This window comes from Bacillus sp. RZ2MS9, from assembly GCF_001816185.2.
GTDB classification, from domain to species: Bacteria; Bacillota; Bacilli; order Bacillales; family Bacillaceae_G; genus Bacillus_A; species Bacillus_A cereus.
The window spans coordinates 3,759,775-3,783,290 of sequence record NZ_CP049978.1; the positions used below are offsets into that span (position 1 = coordinate 3,759,775).

Here is a 23,516-nt window from a genome sequence, read left to right on the forward strand (position 1 = left end):
AATTGTAAAAACAATTAGGCTTTTTTTAAGAACTTTTTTCTTGTACATCATTAATGAGCACTTCTCTCGGTTTACTACCTTCATATGGACCTACTACACCATTCATTTCCATTGCATCAATTAGGCGAGCAGCTCGCGTATAACCTACTCTAAACCTACGTTGTAACATAGAAACAGATGCTGTTTGCATTTCCACTACAAGTTGAACCGCTTCATCATATAATTCATCTTCTACTTCCTGCTTCGTATCAGGAACATCTTGCGGAATCATATCTTCTTGATATTGTGCTTTTTGCTGTCCAATGACATATTCTACAACTCTCTCAACTTCATCATCTGATAAAAATGCGCCTTGTACACGTACAGGTTTCGATGCACCAATTGGTATAAACAGCATGTCTCCACGACCTAGTAGCTTCTCTGCACCACCACCGTCAAGAATTGTACGAGAATCTGTTTGAGAAGATACAGCGAATGCAATACGTGATGGAATATTTGCTTTAATAACACCCGTAATAACATCAACTGACGGACGTTGCGTTGCAATAATTAAATGAATACCAGCAGCACGAGCCATTTGCGCTAGACGCATAATCGCATCCTCTACATCAGACGAAGCAACCATCATTAAATCTGCTAACTCGTCCACAATTACTACAATATAAGGTAATTCGGGTTGTTTCGCTTCTGATTGACTATTATGCTCTTTTATATAATCGTTGTATCCTTCAATGTTACGTGTACCACTATGAGCAAACAATTCATAACGACGTTCCATTTCACTCACAACTTTTTTCAATGCTTGCGATGCTTTTTTCGGATCAGTTACAACTGGCGTTAACAAATGAGGCACACCGTTATATACATTTAACTCTACCATTTTCGGGTCAATCATCATTAATTTTACTTCATGTGGTTTTGCACGCATTAAAATACTAACAATAATACCGTTAATACATACACTTTTCCCGCTACCTGTCGCACCAGCTACGAGTAAATGGGGCATTTTATTTAGACGGGCTAATACAGCTTCACCTGTAATATCTCGGCCAAGACCAATTAACAACTTCTCTTCCGGATGGTTATTAGCCTTAGAATCAAGCACTTCCCTCAGTGTTACCATCGAAACTTCTGAGTTCGGAACTTCGATCCCTACAGCTGATTTCCCGGGAATTGGCGCTTCAATACGAATGTCCTTTGCAGCTAAAGCAAGGGCTAAATCATCACTTAAACTGACAATTTTGCTTACTTTTACCCCCATATCAGGATACACTTCATATTTTGTAACTGCAGGACCTCTATGTACTTTTGTTACTTTCGCTTTCACTCCGAAACTTTGGAATGTACGTTCTAATTTACGAGCATTCTCATAAATTTCCGCATTTTCATTTGTAACTTGCTTATTCTTTGGAAATTTTAATATATCAAGTGAAGGAAGCTTGTAATCTTTATTTTCTACATTTGAAAATTGCATAGGAGGTGCTTGCGCTTCACTCTCTAACGATTCAACAATTTTTTCTCCACGCTTTTTCTTTGGTTCTTCAATTGGCGGAGTCTCTTCAATAAACGGTGAAGTGATCAAATCTTCTTCCTCTACTTCGATTCGTTTATCCTCTTCTTCATTTACAGGATAATTCTCAGTGAAATTCGAAATAATCGGAGGATCAATTGAAATTTCTTCCATCGGCTCAATAATTTCTTCTTGTTCTGCAGCACGTTTGCTTCTTGTGCTTCTTGTTGTTTTTTTCTTTTCTGTTTGTTCAGCCGTTCTTTTAGCTCTCCAATCTTTATAATCCCCTTGCATCACTTGAAATTGACTTCTAAGAATTCTACCAACTGGCGCTAACACTTCTCCAATATGCTTATTTGTTATACAAAGTATACCGAGAATAACTAGAATAATACCAATGATATAAGCTCCTACTTCGTCAAATAAGAAGTAACATGTTGCGAACATAAGCGCACCAAACATACCACCACCTAAATGAACGCTATCTGGCCCCTTTTTCATTTCAAGAAAGAAGTTATCTTTCGTACTCACAATAACAGAAGTATTTTGCACTGCTCCATCTTTTGTAAGAAGGTTAAATAATGTAATATGACTAAACATTAATATCGCCAATACAATTAAATAAAATCCAATTAATCGTTTATTTAAAAGGTTCGGCCATCCGCGTTTTATAACAAAGGAAACCGATAAAGCTATTACACCTAACACACCAATTATGTACCACTCACCAAAGAAGAAGCGAAAAAATAACACAAACGATTTTCCTACAACGCCTAGCTGTAAAATCGTAATGATTGAAAGTGCAAAAAGAGTTAAACCGACGATTTCATAATACAAAGTTGGCTTTATCGTACGTCTTGCCTTTGCCTTCGTCCCTCTTTGCTTTTGTTTTGCCATTTCTTCACCTCGCGTTCTACATATAAATAAAGCTCCCCTCAAAACGCTCTATTTATATGTCTGTTTTCTCTATTTTTCAGGTCTTTATATCTTCTATTTTTACACTTCTTGTAAAATGCTAAATAAACAGAAGAAAGCAGCCTACTCATGGCTGCTCAACCGTCTTGTTTTTTATATTATACCATAGCTTCTAAACAAAATCCTTCTTTTTGCTAAAAGGTTATTTTCTGACCGGGCTCAAACTCTAAATAGTGAAGTGGGTCCGTACTTAGCACACGTACAATAGAATAACATCCATGTTCCTCTTCAGAAACCATTAATTCCACACCATTTATATTTACAACTTTTTGACTTTCACATTGTGAATAATCGGCCGGATACACAAGTTGCTCTGGCATAATTGTATATAAAATCATTGTAGCATTGTCCCTTCTGTACTATCTTCCGCGCGAACATCTATTAATTCGTTTAATTTTCGAATCGCATTTCCAATACCGCCAACATCATCTATAAGACCGTACTTTACTGCATCCCCACCAATTACATTCGTCCCAATATCTCGCGTTAAATTCCCTTTCGCAAACATAAGCTCTTTAAAACGATCTTCTGTTACTTTTGAGTGCTTCGTCACAAAACGAATGACTCTTTCTTGCATCTTATCCAAATACTCAAATGTTTGTGGCACACCTATGACAAGACCTGTTAAACGAATTGGATGAATTGTCATCGTCGCAGTTTCCGCAATAAACGAATAGTCAGTAGAAACAGCAATCGGTACACCGATGGAATGTCCCCCACCTAAAACTAGAGATACTGTTGGTTTTGAAAGTGAAGCTACCATTTCAGAAATTGCTAGCCCAGCTTCAACGTCACCTCCAACCGTATTTAATATTAAAAGCAAACCTTCAATTTTCGGATTTTGTTCAATCGCAACAATTTGCGGAATGATATGCTCGTATTTTGTTGTTTTATTTTGCGGTGGTAATTGAACATGACCTTCCACTTGTCCGATAATCGTTAAACAATGAATACGTGATTCATTCATCTGTGGTACATTTGTCTGTCCAAGCTGTTGAATTTTTTCGACTATTGAAGCCTCTTTTCCAGCTTCTTTTGGCTCAGCTTCTTTTTCTTCATTTGTATATCGATCACGTTCTGTCATTTCGCATCCCCTTTCACTCGTATATAACTATTATTTCTTAAGTTATAAATTTCATTCGATAGGGTTAAAAAGAAAAAAGATCACCCATAAGGGTGATCTTTTTTATACTTCCATAATAATCGGTAAAATCATAGGTTTTCTCTTTGTCTCTTCGTACAAGAACTGTCCTAATAATTCACGAATATTTTGTTTTAACATTGACCATTCAATTGAATATTCTTTAATTGACTGCTCAACAATCATACGTACAATCTCTGTAGAACGTTCAATTAATGCTTCTGATTCACGAACATATACGAAACCACGTGAAATGATTTCTGGACCAGAGATAATTTTCTTTTCATCTTTACCAAGCGTTACAACAACTACTAGTATTCCATCTTGAGATAACATCTTTCTATCTCGAAGAACGATATTACCAACGTCACCTACACCTAATCCATCAATTAAAACATTACCAGCTTGTACTTTACCGACTAAGTTCGCTTCATCGTCACCAAAAGCAATTACATCGCCTTTTTCTACGATAAAGATATTTTCTCTTGTAATACCTACATCTTCAGCTAAATATGCATGCGCTTTTTGCATACGGAACTCACCATGTACGGGTACAAAGTACTTTGGTTTCATTAAATTTAACATTAATTTTAATTCTTCTTGGCTACCGTGACCTGACACGTGAACTTTTCTTTCGCCGTAATAAACAACTTCAGCTCCAGCTCTAAATAACAAATCAATAATTTTTGATACAGATATTTCATTACCCGGAATTGGCGAAGCAGCAATGATAACAGTATCACCTTTACGAATTGAAATTTGTTTATGTGCTTGTTTTGCCATTCTAGATAGAGCAGCCATCGGTTCACCTTGACTACCTGTCGTTAAAATAGCTACCTTTTTCTCTGGGAAGTTGTCTACTTCTTGTAATGAAATAACCATACCTTCTGGAACATCTAAATAACCAAGACGTCTTGCAATGTCTACTACTTTCACCATACTACGTCCTACTACCGCTATTTTTCGCCCTGTTTCAGCAGCTGCATCAAATACTTGTTGAATACGATGTACATTTGATGCAAATGAAGCAACGATAATACGACCTTCTGCGCCATAGAACACTTTAGAGATTTCTACACCAACTTCTTTTTCTGAACCTGTATAACCTGGGCGCTCTGCGTTTGTACTATCAGATAATAAGCAAAGTACGCCTTCATTTCCGATTTGCGCCATTTTCCCAAGGTCTGCTCCACTATTTCCAATTGGAGTTTGATCGAATTTAAAGTCTCCCGTATATACGACTGCGCCTTTTGATGTATGGAAACAAACGCCAACAGAATCTGGAATACTATGTGTTGTTCCGAAGAATGACACCGTTGTAGTGTTAAATTCTACTGTTGAATTTGAATCGATTGTTTTTAGGTCTACACGGCCTAACATGCCCGCTTCACCAAGTTTTTCTTGTATAAGTCCTACTGTTAATTTCGTTGCATAGACTGGAATAGATAATTTACGAAGTACATACACAATTCCACCAATATGATCTTCATGACCGTGAGTAATAAATAAACCTTTTACTCGCTCTTGATTTTCCACTAAATATGTAATATCAGGAATAACGATATCAATTCCAAACATTTCATCTCCCGGGAACATTAACCCTGCATCTACGATAAAGATTTCAGAATCAATTTCAACACAGTACATGTTTTTCCCGATTTCACCTACTCCACCAAGAGCAAATACTTTAACAGACTCATTCTCTTTTCTCTTCATGTTGTTGCCTGGTTTAAAAATCTTGCAAACACTGATTTCACTAAAATTGCAGAGACACCAGGGGAAACTCTACAACCACCATATTTTCACCGTCCAAGACGAATGTCCTTACCGTTATGCGATATCATGTCCTTGTTTATTTTTTAAACCAGGTTTCACCTCTCTTTCATTATATAAATCAAATATCTTATTCGATATGATATGAAAATTTAATTAAATTATAATTTTTCCCAATTTTGCTAAGCATACCCGTACTAAGCTACTTAGCCATATTATACCTGATACAAGAAATAGAACACAAGTTAAATCGTGCGAAAGAAAGAGTAAAAGAACGGAATGACAACAAAAGTATCGAAGGTATTTCCTTTATATTTACTTCGATTTTATACTCCATATTATTTTGAAGAACTAGCCATACATACGCTAAATTCATTTCATAATAGGGAGTTTCAAGATTTATTTTTCTAGAATCCAACAAAAACACTTACAAAATGGAGTTTTTTTATGAATTACGTCAAATTTGAGGGGATTTCTCTAAAAACAAACACCGTAGTTTATTACGTTTATTCCATAATATCTATCATTTTTTGACTCGGTTAAAGGAGTACGATTATTTTCTTATACACATAATGAAGAAGCGATTAATATTCTTATAAGAACACATATAGGTGAGAAAACGAGAAAAAGATTTGCATATAATAAAAAATGACCTAGTTCTACACTAGGTCATTTTTTATTAACGAGGGATAGATTGCATTACAGATTGTAACGTTACTCTTTCTTCTTCTGTTAATGGAAGAAGTGGTAAACGTACAGAACCTACATCTAATCCAACCATTTGTAACGCTGTTTTTACTGGAGTTGGACTTGGCGCCATAAATAATGAATCAGTTACTCTTACAAGTAATTGATGTAATTTTTGTGCCTTCTTAAATTCTCCTGATTGAAATGCTGTAATCATTTCTTGCATTTCGTTTCCGATAACATGAGATGCTACCGAAACGATACCTTTCGCTCCAACTGCCATAGCTGGTAACGTTAAACCATCATCACCGCTGTATACCGCAAAGTCGTCCGCTGTTTTTTCAATGATTTCTGTCATTGTTAACACATCGCCGCCGGCATCTTTAATAGCAACAATGTTTTCTATTTTTGATAAACGAACAACTGTATCAACGGAGATTTGTACAATAGATCGTCCCGGAACGTTATATAGCATAACCGGAAGCGGCGTGCTTTCAGCAATTGCTTTAAAATGCTGATACATTCCTTCTTGACTCGGTTTGTTATAATACGGTGCTACTAGCATTACTGCATCCACACCAACTTCTGTTGCCTTTTTAGTTAAGTCAATAGAAGCATGCGTATTATTGCTACCTGTTCCAGCGATTACGGGCACTCTTTTATCGACAACAGATACGACATGGCGATATAACGCTACTTTCTCTTCTGAAGTTAATGTAGGAGATTCTCCTGTCGTTCCTCCTACCACGATTGCTGTTGTACCGTTATCAATTAAATAATTTACCAATTTCGTTGTCTTTGCAAAATCGATATTCCCGTTTATATCAAACGGTGTTACCATCGCGGTTGCAATTGTCCCAAAATCTATCATGGTCTCACTCCTTATTGTTCCAGTTGCTTTTCTTTTGAAAGCTCAAACGCACTATGTAATGCATTTACAGCCTCCACTAAATCAATTTCTTTTACAAGAACCCAAATTGTTGTATGACTATCTGCCGATTGCAGGATTTGAATACCTTTTTCTGCTAAAGCTGTAACGATTTTTGCAGTAACCCCTGGGATGCCTGCCATTCCAGCTCCAACGATAGATACTTTCGCACAATGTTCTGTCACAATTGGCTCATATCCAAGTTGTTTTAGCACTTCGACAGCACGAGCTGATACATTATCATTTACTGTGTAAGCTACACCAGTAGGAGAAATGTTAATTAAATCAACACTAATGCCTTCGTTTGCCATTTCTTTAAATACATGCTGCTGTATGTCGTATGCCGTTTCTTTTGCAAGTACTTTAATTTGTGTTACGTTCGATACGTGGGCAATACCTGTAACAGGACGCTCTTCTACATCCTGCCCTTTTGTAGCACCATCGTATGCTGCAATAAGAGTACCTTCACTTTCAGAATACGTAGAACGTACACGAAGTGGCACTTTTGCATGCATCGCAATTTCAACTGCACGTGGATGAACGACTTTCGCACCTTGATAAGCCATGTTACAAATTTCGTTATACGTTACAGTTTGAAGATGACGCGCATCTTTTACAATACGAGGATCTGCAGTCATAACACCTTCTACATCAGTGAATATATCGATGTATTCAGCATGAAGTGCAACACCTAATGCTGAAGCTGAAGTATCACTACCTCCGCGCCCAAGTGTTGTCGTATCACCTTTTTTCGTTTGCCCTTGAAATCCTGTAACGACGATTACATCTACATTTGCTAATTCTTCATGTATACGATCGCAATTCATTTCAATAATCTTTGCATTCGTAAAGTCATCATTCGTTACAAAACCAGCTTGTGCACCATTTAACGCTGCTGCTTTTATACCGTTCTCATTCAACATATTAGAGAAAACAATTGCAGAGATTAACTCTCCGCACGATAATAATAAATCTTGCTCACGTTTAGAAATAGTAGATTCCTCTTGATTTACAAGACTTAATAACGTATCCGTTGCATATGGTTCACCTTTACGGCCCATAGCAGATACGACAGTAACCACTTTATAACCAGCAGCTAATGATTTTTTTATATGATGAAGCGCATGCTTACGTCCATTATCATCACGTACTGATGTGCCACCAAATTTTTGAACAATTATTTTCATATTTTGCACCTTCTCTTAGCCGTTTACACTAATTGTAATTTTACTAAGCGCTCTGCAATTTGAACAGAATTCCATGCAGCGCCTTTTAATAAGTTATCAGATACGACCCAAAGATGGAATCCTTTATCGTTATTTAAATCTTTACGGATTCTTCCAACGAATACTTCGTTTTTACCTACTGCAGTAGCTGGCATTGGATATAACTGCTCTTCTGGATTATCTTGCAGAACAATACCTTCCGCATTTGCAAGTAAGCTCTTTAATTCTGCTACTGTTACGCCTTCTTTTTCTACTTCGATGTAAACAGACTCAGAGTGTCCTGATACAACTGGTAAACGTACACATGTTGCCGCTACTTCTAATTCAGGCATATGCATAATTTTTTTCGTTTCGTTAATCATTTTCATTTCTTCAAACGTAAATCCATTATCTTGGAATTTATCAATCTGTGGAATCGCATTAAAAGCAATTTGGAAATGCTTCTTATCACCTGATACAGGAAGAACATTTGCCTTAACTTCTTCGCCATTTAAGATTGCTTGTGATTGTTCATGCAGTTCTTCAATAGCTGCCGCACCAGCACCTGATACAGCTTGATATGTGGAAACGATTACTCGTTTTAAACCATATTGCTGACGAACTGGCTCAAGAGCTACTACCATTTGAATTGTAGAACAGTTTGGATTTGCAATAATACCATTATGTTCTTTTAAGTCGTTTTCATTTACTTCAGGTACAACAAGTGGCACGTTTTCTGTCATACGGAATGCACTTGTATTATCAACAACAATCGCACCGCGTTTTGCTGCTTCTGGCGCTAATTGTTTCGATACAGATCCACCAGCACTAAATAGTGCGATATCTACTCCTTCAAAGCTTTCAGGAGTTGCCTCTTGAACTGTAAATTCTTCGCCTTTAAATACAAGTTTCTTACCTGCAGATCGTTTAGATGAAAGTAACGTTAATTTCCCGATTGGAAATTCTCGTTTCTCTAAAGTATTTAACATTTGTTCACCAACTGCGCCGGTTGCTCCAACTACAGCGACATGAAAAGTTTTTTGCTTTTCCATCACTATGCCCCTTTCTAGATACCAATCCTTCTATAACTTAGAATCAGAAGGAGTATACAATACCCCTTCTGATCTTAATAACGTTAATTTTATCATATTCTACAGTAAGAATGATGGTTTCATCAAAAATTGTCCGTTTTTTTTCGTTTTTTAATTCATATATCTGAATTTTTCTACGACCACCGGTTGCAATTGCTTCCCTTGCAGCGCTTCTAACACTGTATCTTCCAGCAGCTCCATGCGAGCTACCATTGAGTTCGGTTTTTTCTCCGGTGCATCTTGGCCGAATGGGACGAAGTAGATGTTTTTTGTTGCCATTAGGCGCATGAGATTTACCCCATTTAACCCTAAAGCATCATTCGTCGAAACCGCCAATACGACAGGCTTGCCATTTCTTAGCGTCGCTTTTGCTGCCATTAGTACTGGAGAATCTGTCATTGCATTTGCAAATTTACTCATAGAATTTCCTGTTAAAGGAGCGATTACCATGCAGTCTAATGGAATTTTAGGTCCAAGTGGCTCTGCTCCAACAATTGAATTAATTGCTTTAAAACCTGTTATTTCTTCAATCTTCTTAATCCACTCTGCTCCTTCTCCAAATCTAGTATTTGTTGATTGAACAGTGTATGAAACAACAGGACGTACTTCTGCTCCTTCAGCAATTAATTTTTCTAAGTGCGGCATAACTTCCTCATACGTACAATGTGAACCTGTAAATCCGAAACCAATTCGTTTCCCCTTCAAACTCATTTCTTTTCCTCCTCCTTTGCAATTGCATCTGCTGCTAATAACTGAGAAAGAACATTTGCTAAAATTTGCCCAGCCGTTTTTGGGGCAACAATACCTGGTAATCCAGGTGCTAGCAATGCTTTGACTCCTCTTTTTTCCGCATATCTAAAGTCAGTACCGCCTGGTTTAGAAGCTAAATCAATCACTAACGTATGAGCTGGCATTTTTGCAATAACATTCGCTGTTACAACGAGATGCGGAATCGTATTAATTACAATATCGATATTTCCTACTTCTTTCTCTATGTCTTGCATATGAAAAGGAGAAAACATCATTTCTGTAATACGTGCAATATGTTCAGATCGTCTTGCTCCAACTTTGACATGGGCTCCTAATGATTGAAATGCTCTCGCAACACTCATTCCTGTTCTCCCAAATCCTAGAACCATTACATTGGACCCATGAATTGTATAGTCGGTATGTTGAATTACCATCATTAATGTACCTTCTACCGTTGGAATAGAATTGTATATTGCTACATCATCACGATCAAATAATTTAACAAGTTTTCGATTCGTAGTAGATACGAGATTTTCCAAGTAAGGTGTACCAATACCTGAATATATAGTAAAGTGTTCTGGTGTATTTTCAATTTGTTCTTTCGTTATTGAAACTTTTTCATTTGAAAAAATAGTATCTACTTCTCCTTTGGCATTTGTACCGGCAACCGGCAAAATAATTGCGTCTACAGAAGTGAAATCTAAATTTTGTATACTTTCTTTTGCTGCCCCTGTGAAACCATGATCTAACTGATCAAAACCTATCAAAGAAAGTTTCGCATCCAATTCAACTAGCTTACGAATTACTTCTAGCTGCCTTGCATCTCCTCCTATGACAGCAATATGCATCTCAGTCAACATTCCCTAATTCACCTTCTTTTTCTGTCATTTATAAGAAAAGTGCCTACTTTTTCTTTTTCCTCCACATCATATGTAATGTACGAGTTTATGGTGATTGAAAATCCAAATGCACACATGATTTATCAGGTTTCTATGTAGATACAAAAAAAGATGACCAAAATGGCCATCCTTCACTCCGAATTTGAACGATCTATACTATCACAAAGAAGCATATCGTGTCCGACTTTCTTTATTTGACTCCATGCCACCCTTACTTCTTGTGGTTCCTTTTTAAAACCTCCCCACTTCCCTACAGGTATTATAAGTGTTTGTATTTGTCCGTCTTTCTCATTAATCTCTAAATCCATATAACCTAAGGCTCCCATTTTTTCCGCTTTTTCTATATCTACAACCTCTTTACCGCTTAATTCACTTAATCGCATACTCACTCCACTCCCCTACTAAATTTTTCATTTGCATTGTCTATAATTAGTACCTATTCTATATGTATAAAAAAAATAACCTTCTCTCATTTAAAAAGAGAGAAGGTTATTTTCAGATACATCGTAAAAGTTGATTATAGTTTTATTCCTTTTGGAAGTTTTCCATCTGGACTAATTAATGCTGCAGAGAATTCATCTGTAAACATGTTACGAATTAACCCATCTACATTTTCTTTTGTTACAGTGTTTACACTTTCGATAATCTCATCAAGTGAACGATGCTTACGAAGTAGCAATTCATTTTTACCATTACGGCTCATACGACTATTCGTACTTTCTAAACTTAACATTAAGTTTCCTTTTAATTGCTCTTTACTATTAATAAGCTCTTTTTCTGTAATACCTGTATTTTTCAATGTTTCTAATGTTTCTTGCATTGTTTCATACAGTGTATCTAATTGTTGACTACCTGTTCCACCATACAGTGTTAACATACCTGTATCTTCATAAGAAGAATGGTAAGAAAATACTGAGTAAGCTAACCCACGTTGCTCACGTACTTCTTGGAATAAACGGCTACTCATACTACCGCCTAAAACGTTATTTAATACAATTAAGTTATAAATATCTTCGTGTCCCATTTGTAAGCCTTTATATCCTAAACATAAATGAGCTTGTTCTGTTTCCTTTTTACGTGCTACTTTATTAAAATGGAAAATTGGGCTATGTACTTGTTCACGGTTTGTTGTTCCTTCATAACTACCGAAATATTGCTCTACCGTTTGTAAGAAGGCTTCATCAATATTTCCTGCAACTGAAACAACTACATTTTCAGGTGTATAATGATCCTTAATATATTGGCGTAGCGTATCTCCTGTAAACGTATCAAGTGTTTCTTCTGTTCCTAAAATAGGATATCCAAGCGGATGCGTTTCATATGTTGCTTTCGTTAACATATCATGCACAATATCGTCTGGAGCATCTTCGTACATTTTAATTTCTTCACATACGACATTCTTCTCTTTTTTCAATTCTTCTTCATCAAATGTTGAATTAAAGAACATGTCAGCTAATACATCTAAAGCATATTTAGCATGTTCATCTAGCACTTTTGCATAGTAACAAGTGTACTCTTTTGAAGTAAAAGCATTCACTTGCCCACCAATACTATCAAATGATTCTGCAATTTCGCGTGCACTACGTGTTTCTGTCCCTTTAAAGAACATATGCTCTAAAAAGTGAGAAATCCCGTTATTTTTTTCATTTTCATTTCTTGATCCCGCATGGATCCAAATACCAATCGCAACCGATCTTACAGTTGGTATATTCTCCATAACTATTCTTACACCATTTTTACAAGTATATTTTTTAATCAAAAACTTTCCTCCTACTGCCAGTTTCTCTAAATAAGTGCTATTATTTAATGATAACAAGTTTAAGGATGAATGTCATGCAAATGTATTTAATCCACACGTTTTTCATCCAGTAATTCTGTTATATTCCCTACTTTATATCCTTGTTCCTTCAATTTTTTAATCATTGTATCTAATGCTTCTGCCGTTGACGAAGTAGGATGCATTAATACGATAGCACCTGGGTGTATTTTTCTCATTACTCTCTGCAATAGTACATCTGGCTCAGGTCGCTTCCAATCGATTGTATCGACAGTCCACATAATCGTTCCCATTTGGAAATCATCAGCGATTTTCACGACTTCATCCCGAAAACTTCCACTCGGCGGGGCAAACCATCTCACCTTTTGATTCGTAGCAGCTTCAATCATTCGATTTGTTTTTTGTAACTGCTCTCGTATTTCATCAGACGATAGCGTTTTCATATTAGGGTGCGTATAAGAATGATTTCCGACTTCTTGATTTGCATCGACAATCATTTTTGCAAATCGTAAATTTTCTTTCACCCAACGTCCTTCTAAAAAGAAAGTCGCCTTCACATCATGCTTTTTCAATATTTCTAATATACGAGGCAAATACTCGTTTCCCCATGCCACATTTATTGTTAATCCCACCATCTTTTTATTCGGATGCCCCCTATAAATTGGAGCAGGTGATAAATCTTCTAAGTGGACACTCGGTGATACTTCCTTAAATTCAAGGTGTTTTTGATCAAATTCCTTTAGCTTCTTCATATTGTTATAGGATGCTTCCATATCAACTTGTCTTCCATTATATCCTGGTGTTGCTTTCCATATCTTATCAATCATCGCATTTTGAGGTGCAATCTCATATTGTTTTGCATGCTTTTGAATTTCTTCATATAAGTTATCCTGTGCAAAAACAGAATAAGAGCCTAAACTGACATATAAAGAAAATATACATATGTATGCCAATATACGAACTTTCATATAAACCCTCCCAAATTAACTATATAAAAAAACATTTTTCTTCTTATCTTTGTTAATTTGAGCGTTATAATGAAAACTATACCTATACTGACATAAAAATATATATAAATCATATTTTTACATAACAAAAAAAGCCAGTTAAACTGGCTTTCGCTTATTGCTGCTCTTGTTTGTTTTCTTCTTTAGCAGCTTCTTTTTCTTGCTCTTCTTTTAGCAATACTTTTCTAGATAGATTAACACGACCTTGCTTGTCAATCTCGATAACTTTAACCGTAATTACGTCACCGATTTTTACAACGTCTTCTACTTTACCTACACGCTCAAGTGCAAGTTCAGAAATGTGAACTAATCCATCTTTACCGCTGAATAATTCAACGAAAGCACCGAATTTCTCAACACGTTTCACTTTTCCTTCGTAGATTTCACCTACTTGTACTTCGCGAACGATATCTTCGATAATTTTCTTAGCTTTGTCGTTCATTTCTTGGTTTATTGAAGAAATGAATACTGTGCCATCTTGCTCGATGTCAATTTTAACGCCAGTTTCTTCAATAATTTTATTGATTTGTTTACCGCTCGGTCCGATAACGTCACGGATTTTATCTGGATTAATTGTCATTGTAATAATCTTTGGAGCGTACGCTGATAATTCAGTGCGTGGCTCTGGAATAACAGATAACATATGATTTAGAATGTGCACACGACCAACTTTCGCTTGTTGTAATGCCTCTTCTAAAATCTCACGAGATAGACCATCGATTTTAATGTCCATTTGTAGTGCAGTTACACCTTGTGCTGTACCTGCTACTTTAAAGTCCATATCACCTAAATGATCTTCCATACCTTGAATATCAGATAAAATTGTGTAATGCTCACCAGTTTTAACTAGACCCATTGCAATACCTGCAACTGGAGCTTTAAGTGGAACACCAGCATCCATCATTGCTAAAGTACTACCACAAATACTTGCTTGTGAAGTAGAACCATTTGATTCTAAAACTTCAGATACAAGACGTACTGTGTATGGGAAATCTTTTTCAGATGGAATTACAGGCTCAAGTGCGCGTTCTCCTAGTGCACCGTGACCGATTTCACGACGACCTGGTCCACGCATTGGTCTAGTTTCACCAACACTAAATGATGGGAAATTGTAATGGTGCATAAAGCGTTTTGATTCTTCTACACCAAGACCATCTAAAATTTGCACATCGCCTAATGCACCTAATGTACAAATACTTAATGCTTGTGTTTGTCCACGAGTGAACAAACCAGAACCGTGTGTACGAGATAAAATGCCAACCTCTGATGCTAATGGACGGATTTCGTCACCTTTACGGCCATCTGGGCGGATTTTTTCAACTGTAATAAGACGACGTACTTCTTCTTTTACAATTTTATATAAAATCTCATTTACTTGTCCTAATGTATCAGCGTCAGCTTCCTGCGCTTCGTAATGCTCAATAACACGCTTTTTCACTTCGTTAATTGCATCTTCACGTGCATGTTTCTCATGTACTTGAATTGCTGAATGCATATCTTCTTCAGCCATTTCACGTACAGCTTGGTTAAGATCAGCGTCAACTTCATAAAGTTTCACTTCTGATTTCTCTTTACCTACAGCTTGTACAATCTCTTCTTGGAATACAATTAGACGTTTAATTTCGTCATGACCAAACATAATTGCTTCTAACATTGTTTCCTCAGGCACTTGATCTGCTCCTGCTTCAACCATGTTAATTGCATCTTTCGTACCAGCTACAACAAGGTGAATATCACTTTGTTCTTGCTGTTCTACTGTTGGGTTGATAACGAATTCGCCGTTAATACGACCAACTGTTGCACCCGCGATTGGACCTTCAAATGGAATATCTGAAATCGATAACGCTAATGAAGAACCAAGCATAGCTGCCATTTCAGAAGAACAATCTTGATCAACACTCATTACGATGCTGACAACTTGTACTTCGTTACGGAAACCATCTGCGAAAAGTGGACGGATTGGACGGTCGATTAAACGACTTGCCAAAATTGCTTTTTCACTTGGACGACCTTCACGTTTAATGAAACCGCCAGGAATTTTTCCGACTGCATATAAACGCTCTTCATAGTTTACTGTAAGTGGGAAGAAATCTACATTTTTTGCTTCTTTTGATGCAGTTGCTGTAGATAGAACCGCTGTATCGCCATATCTTACTAATACTGCTCCGTTCGCTTGTTTTGCAAGCTGACCAGTTTCAACTGTTAGCTGGCGACCAGCTAAATCTATCGAGAAGACTTGCTTTTCTTGACTCATTTAAGTACCCCTCTCAATTTAAAGTATTCAATTCTTCTATGTAAATGGATAGTATATCACAATATTCTACCTCTAGTATTGCCTAAAATTAAGTAAGCTATAAAGCGTAGAAGATATATTTTTACCTAACAAAAAAGCGGGAATATTCCCGCTTCTTTGACTATCGACGTAAGCCAAGCTTTGTGATTAATTCACGGTAACGTGTGATATCGCTATTACGAAGGTAAGTTAGTAAGTTACGACGTTTACCAACCATCTTTAATAGACCACGACGTGAATGATGATCTTTCTTGTGAGTACGTAAGTGCTCGTTTAGAGTGTTAATTTGCTCCGTTAGGACAGCAATTTGAACCTCTGGAGAACCAGTATCAGTCTCATGAGTTCTAAATTGTGCAATGATTTCATTTTTACGCTCTTGTGTTAAAGCCATCCTATTTCACCTCCTATTAATTAAACCCCCAATTACCTAGCAAGCGTCGGTGAGTCGCAATGCCAAGCAATGGTTGTCATAAAGTACATAACATAGAATACTACTTTTCATTTGAAAAAGCAAGTATATTCTTTTCGCTCACAAAATATTCTTGGGCTGTTTTCTTATCTTTTGCGATTTGTTCAACTAACTCATCAATACCGTTGAATTTCTTTTCTGCTCTTATACGCATATGCCACTCTACTGTAACATTTTGATCGTATATATCTTTGTTAAATTCAAATAAATGCACTTCAATTGATAATTGACGCTCATCTTCTTTAAAAGTCGGTTTATATCCAATATTACATACACCATCGTACCATTCATCGTGAACTTTTAATCTCACTGCATAAACACCTACAGGTGGCAATAAATACTCATCACTTAAACCTACATTAGCTGTTGGAAAACCAATTTGACGTCCACGTTTGTCGCCGTGTATAACTGTTCCCGCTACAGTATAGGCTCTACCTAAAATAGATGGAATTTGCTCCATTTCGCCATTTCGAATTAACTTTCGTAATGCTGTAGAACTTACTTTCTCTTCTTGAAATTCAACTTTTTCAATCACAGTCTGTGTAAACTCCCCTCTTGCATGAAATGGTAAAGTCTCCATCTTTCCTTTTCCTAAACGTCCATATGAATAATCAAACCCTGCTACTACATGCTTTACATTTAAACCAATAATATAATCATCTACAAATTGTTGCGGTAATAACCCTGCAAATGATTCATCAAATTTAATTACATATAATATATCGATTCCTAAGCTTTCGACTATTTTTTCTTTATCGCGCATCGGTGTAATATACTCCACATGCGCATCCTTTTTTCCTAAAACAACAGATGGATGAGGATGAAATGTCATAACTGCACTTTTATATCCTCGGTCGTCCGCTATTTTTTTCGCAGTTCGAATTACACATTGATGTCCTAAATGAATGCCATCAAAAAATCCTAATGCCATTACAGTAGGTGGTAATTCTAATTTATTTTGTTCATGTGGATGAGTTAAATGAATAAGTTTCACGCTTGAATTCACCTTTTTCTGTAATAATCCTTCCAATAATTCATTATAGCTTTAGTTCTTGATTATTCACAAGTACTTTCATCGGCTTTAACATACCAGGATGTTTCGGATGATGTTCATAAATTGCTAAGCAACGATCATTTTTATCAAACACTGTAATAAATGGTGCTGTTATTTCTAATTCATTTTTTAAGAACATACCATTCTTTATTTTCTCTGCTTGCTTTTCATCTACAACCATTTTTGGAAACTTACTTAATGCTTCATCAATTGAAATGAAGATAGACTCTACTGTTCCATTTTGCACGTTTTCTTCAATTTCTTCAAATGATATGCAATCTTCTAATAAAAATTCACCAGATGCCGTTCTTATAAGGTGCGACATATGTGATGGGAAACCAAGTTTTTCCCCGATCATTACAGCTAACGTTCTTACATATGTTCCTTTACTACACGTTACACGGAAACGGAATGAAATATTTTCTCCTTCAAAAACTTCACGATCATCAAGTAATATGAATTCATGAATTGTAATTGTACGAACTGGACGTTCCACCTCTTGCCCTGCTCTTGCATATTCGTATAATTTTTTCCCGTTTACTTTTACAGCCGAGAACATTGGTGGCATTTGTTCAATCGTGCCTGTTAATTCCGCAAGGACTTTCTCTACTTCCTTACGAGTAATAGTACGATCTACATTTTTCGTTTCAACAACCTCACCAGAAGCATCTTCAGTTGTCGTTGAAAACCCTAATGTTACTTCACCTTCATATGTTTTCGTTTCACTTGTTAAAAATTGTGCAATTTTCGTTGCTCTTCCAACGCAAATTGGTAATACTCCTGTTACATCAGGGTCTAATGTTCCCGTATGACCAATTCTCTTTTCTCGCAATATCTTTCTTAATTTAAATACACAATCATGTGATGTCATGCCTTTTGGCTTATGTAATAATACTACACCTTCCATATATGTTCACCTCATCATAATTCTCTCGTAGTAAATATCCAAAACTTATTTTGCATTGAAAAAATGGATAGACAAATGTCTATCCATTATTCTTCACGTTTACCGTCTTTATTAATTTCATGTAAAAGTGTATCAATTCGATGACCATATCCGATAGACTCATCAAACTCAAAGGTAATTTCTGGTGTTTTACGAAGACGAATACGTTGGCCAATTTCTGAACGAATAAAGCCTTTTGCCTTCGCTAAACCTTTTAAAGTATTTTCTTTCTGTTCTTCATCACCTAAAACAGAAATATATACTTTAGCAATTTGTAAATCACCACTCACTTGTACATCAGTTACTGTAACAAATCCAATACGTGGGTCTTTAATTTTACGACTGATAATGTCGCCTAATTCTTTTTTCATTTGCTCGCCCACACGGTTCGCACGTAATTTCATAACTCTTCACCTCATTCAATACCATTCCAAATGTGTTATTGTACGTTCAATTTCAGGAAATGAATCGATGTACTCAAGTACACGATTCATTTCTTTCTCACAGATAACACGATTTGAGGATACGGAAACAATTGCAATTTCTGTACGTTGCCATACATCTTGGTGCCCAACTTCAGAAACAGCTACATTATAGCGCTGTTTTACACGAGTTAACACACGTTGTAAAATTGCACGTTTCTCTTTTAAAGAATGCACATCGTAAATCATACACTCGAATGAGAGTGAAGCGATAATCATCGCTTCACTTCTTCCATAATGTACGCTTCAATGATGTCCCCTTCTTTAAGATCATTATATCTCTCAATTGTAATACCACACTCATAGTTTTGTGCAACTTCTTTTACGTCGTCTTTGAAACGTTTTAACGTATCAAGTTGTCCTTCGAAAATTACTACGCCGTCACGGATAATACGTACGCCACTATCACGCGTAATTTTACCGTCTGTTACGTAACAACCTGCGATTGTTCCAACTTTTGTTACTTTAAACGTTTGACGAACTTCTGCTTGACCGATTACTTTTTCTTCGAATTCTGGATCAAGCATACCTTGCATAGCTGCTTCAATCTCTTCGATTACTTTATAAATAATACGGTGTAAACGAATATCAACGTTCTCTAATTCAGCTGTACGCTTCGCGTTCACATCTGGACGTACGTTAAATCCAATTACAATTGCATTAGATGCAGAAGCTAAAATGATATCAGATTCTGTAATCGCACCTACACCAGTGTGAATGATTTTAACTTTTACGCCTTCAACATCAATTTTACGAAGTGATGCTGCCATCGCTTCAACAGAACCTTGTACGTCTGCTTTTACGATTAAGTTAATTTCTTTTACATCGCCCTCTTGGATTTGTTGGAATAAATCTTCAAGGCTTAATTTAGATTTCTCACCACGTTGTGCAACTAACGCTTCTTGTGCACGTGATTCACCAATTTGACGAGCTTTCTTCTCATCAGCAAATGCCATGAAACGATCTCCAGCCTGTGGTACTTCGTTTAAACCAGTAATTTCAACAGGAGTTGATGGACCAGCAACTTTTACACGACGACCAATATCACTTACCATTGCACGAACACGTCCGAATGAAGTTCCAACAACGATTGGATCTCCAACTCGAAGCGTACCATTTTGAACAAGTAATGTCGCGATAGTTCCTTTACCTTTATCAAGCTGTGCTTCGATTACTGTACCAGTTGCATAGCGGTTTGGATTTGCTTTATATTCTTCTACTTCACTTACAAGAAGGATCATTTCTAGTAAGTTGTCAATGCCTTCGCCTTGAATTGCAGAAATTGGTACGAAAATAGTATCTCCGCCCCAAGCTTCTGGAACTAATTCATATTCAGTTAGTTCTTGCATTACGCGATCAGGGTTTGCAGCTGGTTTATCCATTTTATTCACAGCAACAATAATTGGTACTCCTGCTGCCTTCGCATGGTTAATTGCTTCAACCGTTTGTGGCATAACACCGTCATCCGCTGCAACAACAAGGATTGTAATATCCGTTACTTGTGCCCCACGAGCACGCATCGTTGTAAATGCTGCGTGACCAGGTGTATCTAAGAATGTAATCTTCTTATCGTTTACTTCAACTTGATATGCACCGATATGCTGAGTAATTCCACCCGCTTCGCCTGCAGTTACTTTTGAGTTACGAATAGAATCCAGTAATGTTGTTTTACCATGGTCAACGTGTCCCATGATTGTAACTACAGCTGGACGTTCTTTTAAGTTCTCTTCATCATCTTGCTCATCAATGAATGTTTCAAACTCAGTCTCGCTTACAATTACTTCTTCTTCTACTTCAATACCGTAGTCGTTAGCAATTAACTCAATTGTATCTTTATCCAAGTCTTGGTTAATTGTTGCCATAATTCCAAGCATGAAGAGCTTCTTAATAATTTCAGATGGCTCTTTGCTTAATTTTTTAGCAAGATCTCCTACTGTAAGGCTTCCAGAGAAAGTAATTTTATCTGGTGTTTCTACAATTTGAGTTTGTTGTCTACCAGCAAAGTTCTCTTGACGTTTGTCTTCGTTTCCTTTGCCTTTTTTCTTTTTCTTATTGCTGTTCTTTTTACTGCGAACAACTTTTTCTTCTACTTCAAACTCATCTGCAACAGAAGGTTTTTCAGTTTGATATTCATTATCTAATTTATTTACTACTTCATCGTCTAACATTGTCATATGATTCGAAACCTCGATATTCATTTCTTTTAGTTTTGTCATAAGATCTTTACTTGAGATATTATGTTTTTTTGCATATTCATGCACTCGAATTTTACTCATACCTTCACCCCCGGTAATTTGTATCGAGCATGCTACGCAGCTTTTTCGCAAAGCCTACATCTAACACAGCTACAACGACTCGCTCATCTCTCCCAATCGCATGCCCTAATTGTTGTCGATTTTCGACCTTTCTCATTGGTACGTTGTAGTACGTAGTTTTATCTGTGATGCGTTTTGTAGTATTTACTGACGCATCTTCAGATAGCAATACAAGTTTTGCTTTGCCACTTCGTACTTCTTTTAAAACGAGTTCTTCACCCGAAATAATTTTCCGAGCCCGGTTTGCTAGTCCTAAAAACGATTTCCAATCGGACACTTATTTCGACTCCTTCTCAACAAGCTCAAGAAGCTCTTCATATAAAGAACCGTCGATTTTCGCTTTTAGATGATGTTCCAAAACATTTTTCTTTTGAGCTTGAAGAATGCTCTCCTTGTCCTTCGACAAGTAAGCACCTCGTCCTGATTTTTTCCCAGTTAAATCAATGGACACTTCTCCCTCTTTGGAACGAACAATGCGAACGAGCTCTCGTTTTGATTTCATTTCTTGCGTTGCAACACATTTTCGTAACGGAACTTTTCGATTGCTCATACTCATCACCTCTATTCGATTTCGTCTTCCACTGAATCGAATCCAAATGCGATTACGCTATCTTCTTCTGTTACAATACCAAGTTGTTTCGCATCAGACTCACTCTTAATATCAATTTTCCAGCCTGTTAATTTAGCTGCAAGACGTGCATTTTGTCCACGCTTACCGATAGCTAATGATAACTGGTGGTCTGGAACAACTACTGTTGTCGCTTTTTCTTCTTCATCTACAAGTACTTTAACAACTTGTGATGGGCTTAATGCATTTGCAACATATTCAACTGGATCATTTGACCAGCGGACGATGTCAATTTTTTCACCTTTTAATTCGTCTACAATGCGTTGTACACGTTGCCCTTTTGGTCCTACACAAGAACCAACTGGATCAACATCAGTGTTCTCTGCATATACAGAGATCTTAGAGCGATCGCCAGCTTCACGTGCTACAGAACGAATTTCTACAGTTCCATCATAGATTTCAGGAACTTCCATTTCGAATAAACGTTTTAAAAGACCAGGATGTGTACGTGATACGTAAATTTGTGGTCCTTTTGTCGTTTTTTCTACTTTCGTAATGAATACGCGAATACGATCATGTGGTTTGTATTGCTCATTAGGCATTTGCTCACTTACAGGTAATAAAGCTTCTACTTTTCCTAAGCTTACATAGATGAAACGAGCATCTTGACGTTGTACAATACCTACCATAATATCTTCTTCACGGTCACTAAACTCAGAGTAAATAACACCGCGCTCTGCTTCACGCACTCGTTGTGTGACAACTTGTTTTGCAGTTTGTGCTGCAATACGACCAAAGTCTTTTGGTGTTACTTCAATTTCTAGTACGTCACCATCTTGGTAGTTTGGATTAATTTGTCTTGCTTCCTCTACAGAAATTTCAAGACGTGGATCAAACACATTGTCTACTACGTCTTTACGTGCTAAAACTTGAATTGTTCCCACTTCTGGGTTAAAGCTCACACGAACGTTTTGTGCTTGATTAAAATTGCGCTTATAAGCAGAGATTAAAGCTGCTTCAATCGCATCAATAATAATGTCTTTGCTAATGCCTTTTTCAGATTCTAATACGAGCAAAGCATCTAATAACTCAGTGCTCATGAAGATCCCCCTTCTAACTAAAACGTAACAGCAAGTCGCGCATTTGCGACTTTATCCATCGAAATTTGGATTTCTTTTTTACGTGTTTTAATTGTTAATAATAATGTTATTGTTGTACCATCGTAAGAAAGCAGTTTTCCTTCAAACATCTTTTCACCATCAATCGGCTCATATGTTTTAATTGCCACTTGTTTTCCTACCGCTTGCTGGAAGTCTTTTTCTTTCTTTAATGGGCGTTCCGCTCCAGGAGATGATACATCCAAAAAGTAAAGATGAGGAATTGGATCCTCTTTATCTAAAGCTTCGCTTAAACGTTCACTTACCGCACCGCATTCTTCAATGTCGACTCCCTTTTCAGAATCGATGAATACGCGTAAGAACCAGTCTTGTCCTTCTTTCACATACTCTACATCTACAAGTTCAAGATTTAACTCTTCAACGATCGGCTGCGCAAATGCTTCTACAACTTCTGTGACTTTCTTATCCATAAACAGCCTCCTTCCTGCCGTCATGTACCATTTAAAAGAAGAAGACCCCGCCACTTTA

General features: G+C 36.8%; 23 protein-coding genes. All 23 read right to left on the minus strand.

The features are described 5' to 3' along the window. Window positions 1–25: 25 nt before the first annotated feature. Window positions 26–2,407: a DNA translocase FtsK gene (locus tag BHV55_RS19015; RefSeq protein ID WP_001118776.1), complete on the minus strand. Its 2,382-nt coding sequence runs from the start codon at window positions 2,405–2,407 to the stop codon at window positions 26–28. Window positions 2,408–2,619: 212 nt separating this feature from the next. After that, entirely contained in the window at window positions 2,620–2,823 is a 204-nt protein-coding gene (locus BHV55_RS19020) for a YlzJ-like family protein (RefSeq protein ID WP_000605020.1), read from the minus strand. Beyond that, window positions 2,820–3,569, minus strand: coding sequence for a translocation-enhancing protein TepA (gene tepA / locus BHV55_RS19025; RefSeq protein ID WP_000139806.1), 750 nt, complete (start codon window positions 3,567–3,569; stop codon window positions 2,820–2,822). The genes BHV55_RS19020 and tepA overlap by 4 nt, the downstream gene beginning before the upstream one ends. A gap of 102 nt (window positions 3,570–3,671) precedes the next feature. Further along, on the minus strand, window positions 3,672–5,342 hold the full coding sequence (locus tag BHV55_RS19030; protein WP_070756908.1) for a ribonuclease J: 1,671 nt from the start codon (window positions 5,340–5,342) through the stop codon (window positions 3,672–3,674). Between the two features lie 736 nt (window positions 5,343–6,078). Beyond that, the gene (gene dapA / locus BHV55_RS19035) at window positions 6,079–6,957 is read right to left on the minus strand and encodes a 4-hydroxy-tetrahydrodipicolinate synthase (RefSeq protein ID WP_070756909.1); all 879 of its coding nucleotides are present in this window, start codon (window positions 6,955–6,957) and stop codon (window positions 6,079–6,081) included. Window positions 6,958–6,968: 11 nt separating this feature from the next. After that, window positions 6,969–8,201 carry an aspartate kinase gene (dapG, locus tag BHV55_RS19040; protein WP_070756910.1) on the minus strand — a complete coding sequence of 411 codons (1,233 nt, stop codon included), beginning with the start codon at window positions 8,199–8,201 and terminating at the stop codon, window positions 6,969–6,971. Between the two features lie 23 nt (window positions 8,202–8,224). After that, window positions 8,225–9,271, minus strand: coding sequence for an aspartate-semialdehyde dehydrogenase (gene asd / locus BHV55_RS19045; RefSeq protein WP_016080543.1), 1,047 nt, complete (start codon window positions 9,269–9,271; stop codon window positions 8,225–8,227). A 150-nt stretch (window positions 9,272–9,421) separates the two neighbouring features. Next, complete coding sequence (gene dpaB, locus BHV55_RS19050; RefSeq protein ID WP_000053596.1) at window positions 9,422–10,021, minus strand: dipicolinate synthase subunit B; 600 nt, start codon at window positions 10,019–10,021, stop codon at window positions 9,422–9,424. Continuing rightward, window positions 10,018–10,920, minus strand: a complete 903-nt coding sequence (gene dpaA / locus BHV55_RS19055; protein ID WP_000954735.1) for a dipicolinic acid synthetase subunit A — start codon at window positions 10,918–10,920, stop codon at window positions 10,018–10,020. Before dpaA ends, dpaB begins: the two co-directional genes overlap by 4 nt. A gap of 170 nt (window positions 10,921–11,090) precedes the next feature. Further along, window positions 11,091–11,342, minus strand: a complete 252-nt coding sequence (locus BHV55_RS19060; protein ID WP_001239756.1) for a YlmC/YmxH family sporulation protein — start codon at window positions 11,340–11,342, stop codon at window positions 11,091–11,093. A 134-nt stretch (window positions 11,343–11,476) separates the two neighbouring features. Next, window positions 11,477–12,718 (minus strand): M16 family metallopeptidase, encoded by a 1,242-nt coding sequence (locus BHV55_RS19065; RefSeq protein ID WP_000592989.1) that lies wholly within the window; start codon window positions 12,716–12,718, stop codon window positions 11,477–11,479. 86 nt (window positions 12,719–12,804) lie between these two features. Further along, window positions 12,805–13,704 carry a polysaccharide deacetylase family protein gene (locus BHV55_RS19070; RefSeq protein WP_000868232.1) on the minus strand — a complete coding sequence of 300 codons (900 nt, stop codon included), beginning with the start codon at window positions 13,702–13,704 and terminating at the stop codon, window positions 12,805–12,807. Window positions 13,705–13,858: 154 nt separating this feature from the next. Continuing rightward, on the minus strand, window positions 13,859–15,997 hold the full coding sequence (pnp, locus tag BHV55_RS19075; protein WP_070756911.1) for a polyribonucleotide nucleotidyltransferase: 2,139 nt from the start codon (window positions 15,995–15,997) through the stop codon (window positions 13,859–13,861). A gap of 160 nt (window positions 15,998–16,157) precedes the next feature. Continuing rightward, the gene (gene rpsO / locus BHV55_RS19080; RefSeq protein WP_001229392.1) at window positions 16,158–16,427 is read right to left on the minus strand and encodes a 30S ribosomal protein S15; all 270 of its coding nucleotides are present in this window, start codon (window positions 16,425–16,427) and stop codon (window positions 16,158–16,160) included. A gap of 100 nt (window positions 16,428–16,527) precedes the next feature. Beyond that, complete coding sequence (gene ribF / locus BHV55_RS19085) at window positions 16,528–17,499, minus strand: bifunctional riboflavin kinase/FAD synthetase (protein ID WP_000766702.1); 972 nt, start codon at window positions 17,497–17,499, stop codon at window positions 16,528–16,530. A gap of 43 nt (window positions 17,500–17,542) precedes the next feature. Next, the gene (gene truB, locus BHV55_RS19090) at window positions 17,543–18,466 is read right to left on the minus strand and encodes a tRNA pseudouridine(55) synthase TruB (RefSeq protein ID WP_000399348.1); all 924 of its coding nucleotides are present in this window, start codon (window positions 18,464–18,466) and stop codon (window positions 17,543–17,545) included. An 86-nt stretch (window positions 18,467–18,552) separates the two neighbouring features. Further along, window positions 18,553–18,909, minus strand: coding sequence for a 30S ribosome-binding factor RbfA (gene rbfA / locus BHV55_RS19095; RefSeq protein WP_000776437.1), 357 nt, complete (start codon window positions 18,907–18,909; stop codon window positions 18,553–18,555). 15 nt (window positions 18,910–18,924) lie between these two features. After that, window positions 18,925–19,206 carry a DUF503 domain-containing protein gene (locus tag BHV55_RS19100; protein WP_000582363.1) on the minus strand — a complete coding sequence of 94 codons (282 nt, stop codon included), beginning with the start codon at window positions 19,204–19,206 and terminating at the stop codon, window positions 18,925–18,927. Then, entirely contained in the window at window positions 19,203–21,263 is a 2,061-nt protein-coding gene (gene infB, locus BHV55_RS19105) for a translation initiation factor IF-2 (RefSeq protein ID WP_000036343.1), read from the minus strand. The genes BHV55_RS19100 and infB overlap by 4 nt, the downstream gene beginning before the upstream one ends. A 4-nt stretch (window positions 21,264–21,267) precedes the next feature. Beyond that, window positions 21,268–21,579, minus strand: coding sequence for a YlxQ family RNA-binding protein (locus BHV55_RS19110; protein WP_001286524.1), 312 nt, complete (start codon window positions 21,577–21,579; stop codon window positions 21,268–21,270). Then, window positions 21,580–21,852 (minus strand): RNase P modulator RnpM, encoded by a 273-nt coding sequence (gene rnpM, locus BHV55_RS19115; RefSeq protein ID WP_000071127.1) that lies wholly within the window; start codon window positions 21,850–21,852, stop codon window positions 21,580–21,582. A gap of 11 nt (window positions 21,853–21,863) precedes the next feature. After that, window positions 21,864–22,970: a transcription termination factor NusA gene (nusA, locus tag BHV55_RS19120; RefSeq protein ID WP_000102604.1), complete on the minus strand. Its 1,107-nt coding sequence runs from the start codon at window positions 22,968–22,970 to the stop codon at window positions 21,864–21,866. 17 nt (window positions 22,971–22,987) lie between these two features. Continuing rightward, complete coding sequence (gene rimP, locus BHV55_RS19125; protein ID WP_000359096.1) at window positions 22,988–23,458, minus strand: ribosome maturation factor RimP; 471 nt, start codon at window positions 23,456–23,458, stop codon at window positions 22,988–22,990. Window positions 23,459–23,516: the final 58 nt, after the last annotated feature.

Excerpts from the sequence above, each read along its gene's own strand:
- BHV55_RS19015 (WP_001118776.1), bottom strand. The coding sequence starts at position 2,407 with ATGGCAAAACAAAAGCAAAGAGGGACGAAGGCAAAGGCAAGACGTACG.
- BHV55_RS19020 (WP_000605020.1), bottom strand. The coding sequence starts at position 2,823 with ATGATTTTATATACAATTATGCCAGAGCAACTTGTGTATCCGGCCGAT.
- tepA (WP_000139806.1), bottom strand. The coding sequence starts at position 3,569 with ATGACAGAACGTGATCGATATACAAATGAAGAAAAAGAAGCTGAGCCA.
- BHV55_RS19030 (WP_070756908.1), bottom strand. The coding sequence starts at position 5,342 with ATGAAGAGAAAAGAGAATGAGTCTGTTAAAGTATTTGCTCTTGGTGGA.
- dapA (WP_070756909.1), bottom strand. The coding sequence starts at position 6,957 with ATGATAGATTTTGGGACAATTGCAACCGCGATGGTAACACCGTTTGAT.
- dapG (WP_070756910.1), bottom strand. The coding sequence starts at position 8,201 with ATGAAAATAATTGTTCAAAAATTTGGTGGCACATCAGTACGTGATGAT.
- asd (WP_016080543.1), bottom strand. The coding sequence starts at position 9,271 with ATGGAAAAGCAAAAAACTTTTCATGTCGCTGTAGTTGGAGCAACCGGC.
- dpaB (WP_000053596.1), bottom strand. The coding sequence starts at position 10,021 with ATGAGTTTGAAGGGGAAACGAATTGGTTTCGGATTTACAGGTTCACAT.
- dpaA (WP_000954735.1), bottom strand. The coding sequence starts at position 10,920 with ATGTTGACTGAGATGCATATTGCTGTCATAGGAGGAGATGCAAGGCAG.
- BHV55_RS19060 (WP_001239756.1), bottom strand. The coding sequence starts at position 11,342 with ATGCGATTAAGTGAATTAAGCGGTAAAGAGGTTGTAGATATAGAAAAA.
- BHV55_RS19070 (WP_000868232.1), bottom strand. The coding sequence starts at position 13,704 with ATGAAAGTTCGTATATTGGCATACATATGTATATTTTCTTTATATGTC.
- pnp (WP_070756911.1), bottom strand. The coding sequence starts at position 15,997 with ATGAGTCAAGAAAAGCAAGTCTTCTCGATAGATTTAGCTGGTCGCCAG.
- rpsO (WP_001229392.1), bottom strand. The coding sequence starts at position 16,427 with ATGGCTTTAACACAAGAGCGTAAAAATGAAATCATTGCACAATTTAGA.
- truB (WP_000399348.1), bottom strand. The coding sequence starts at position 18,466 with ATGGAAGGTGTAGTATTATTACATAAGCCAAAAGGCATGACATCACAT.
- rbfA (WP_000776437.1), bottom strand. The coding sequence starts at position 18,909 with ATGAAATTACGTGCGAACCGTGTGGGCGAGCAAATGAAAAAAGAATTA.
- BHV55_RS19100 (WP_000582363.1), bottom strand. The coding sequence starts at position 19,206 with ATGATTATCGCTTCACTCTCATTCGAGTGTATGATTTACGATGTGCAT.
- infB (WP_000036343.1), bottom strand. The coding sequence starts at position 21,263 with ATGAGTAAAATTCGAGTGCATGAATATGCAAAAAAACATAATATCTCA.
- rnpM (WP_000071127.1), bottom strand. The coding sequence starts at position 21,852 with ATGAGCAATCGAAAAGTTCCGTTACGAAAATGTGTTGCAACGCAAGAA.
- nusA (WP_000102604.1), bottom strand. The coding sequence starts at position 22,970 with ATGAGCACTGAGTTATTAGATGCTTTGCTCGTATTAGAATCTGAAAAA.
- rimP (WP_000359096.1), bottom strand. The coding sequence starts at position 23,458 with ATGGATAAGAAAGTCACAGAAGTTGTAGAAGCATTTGCGCAGCCGATC.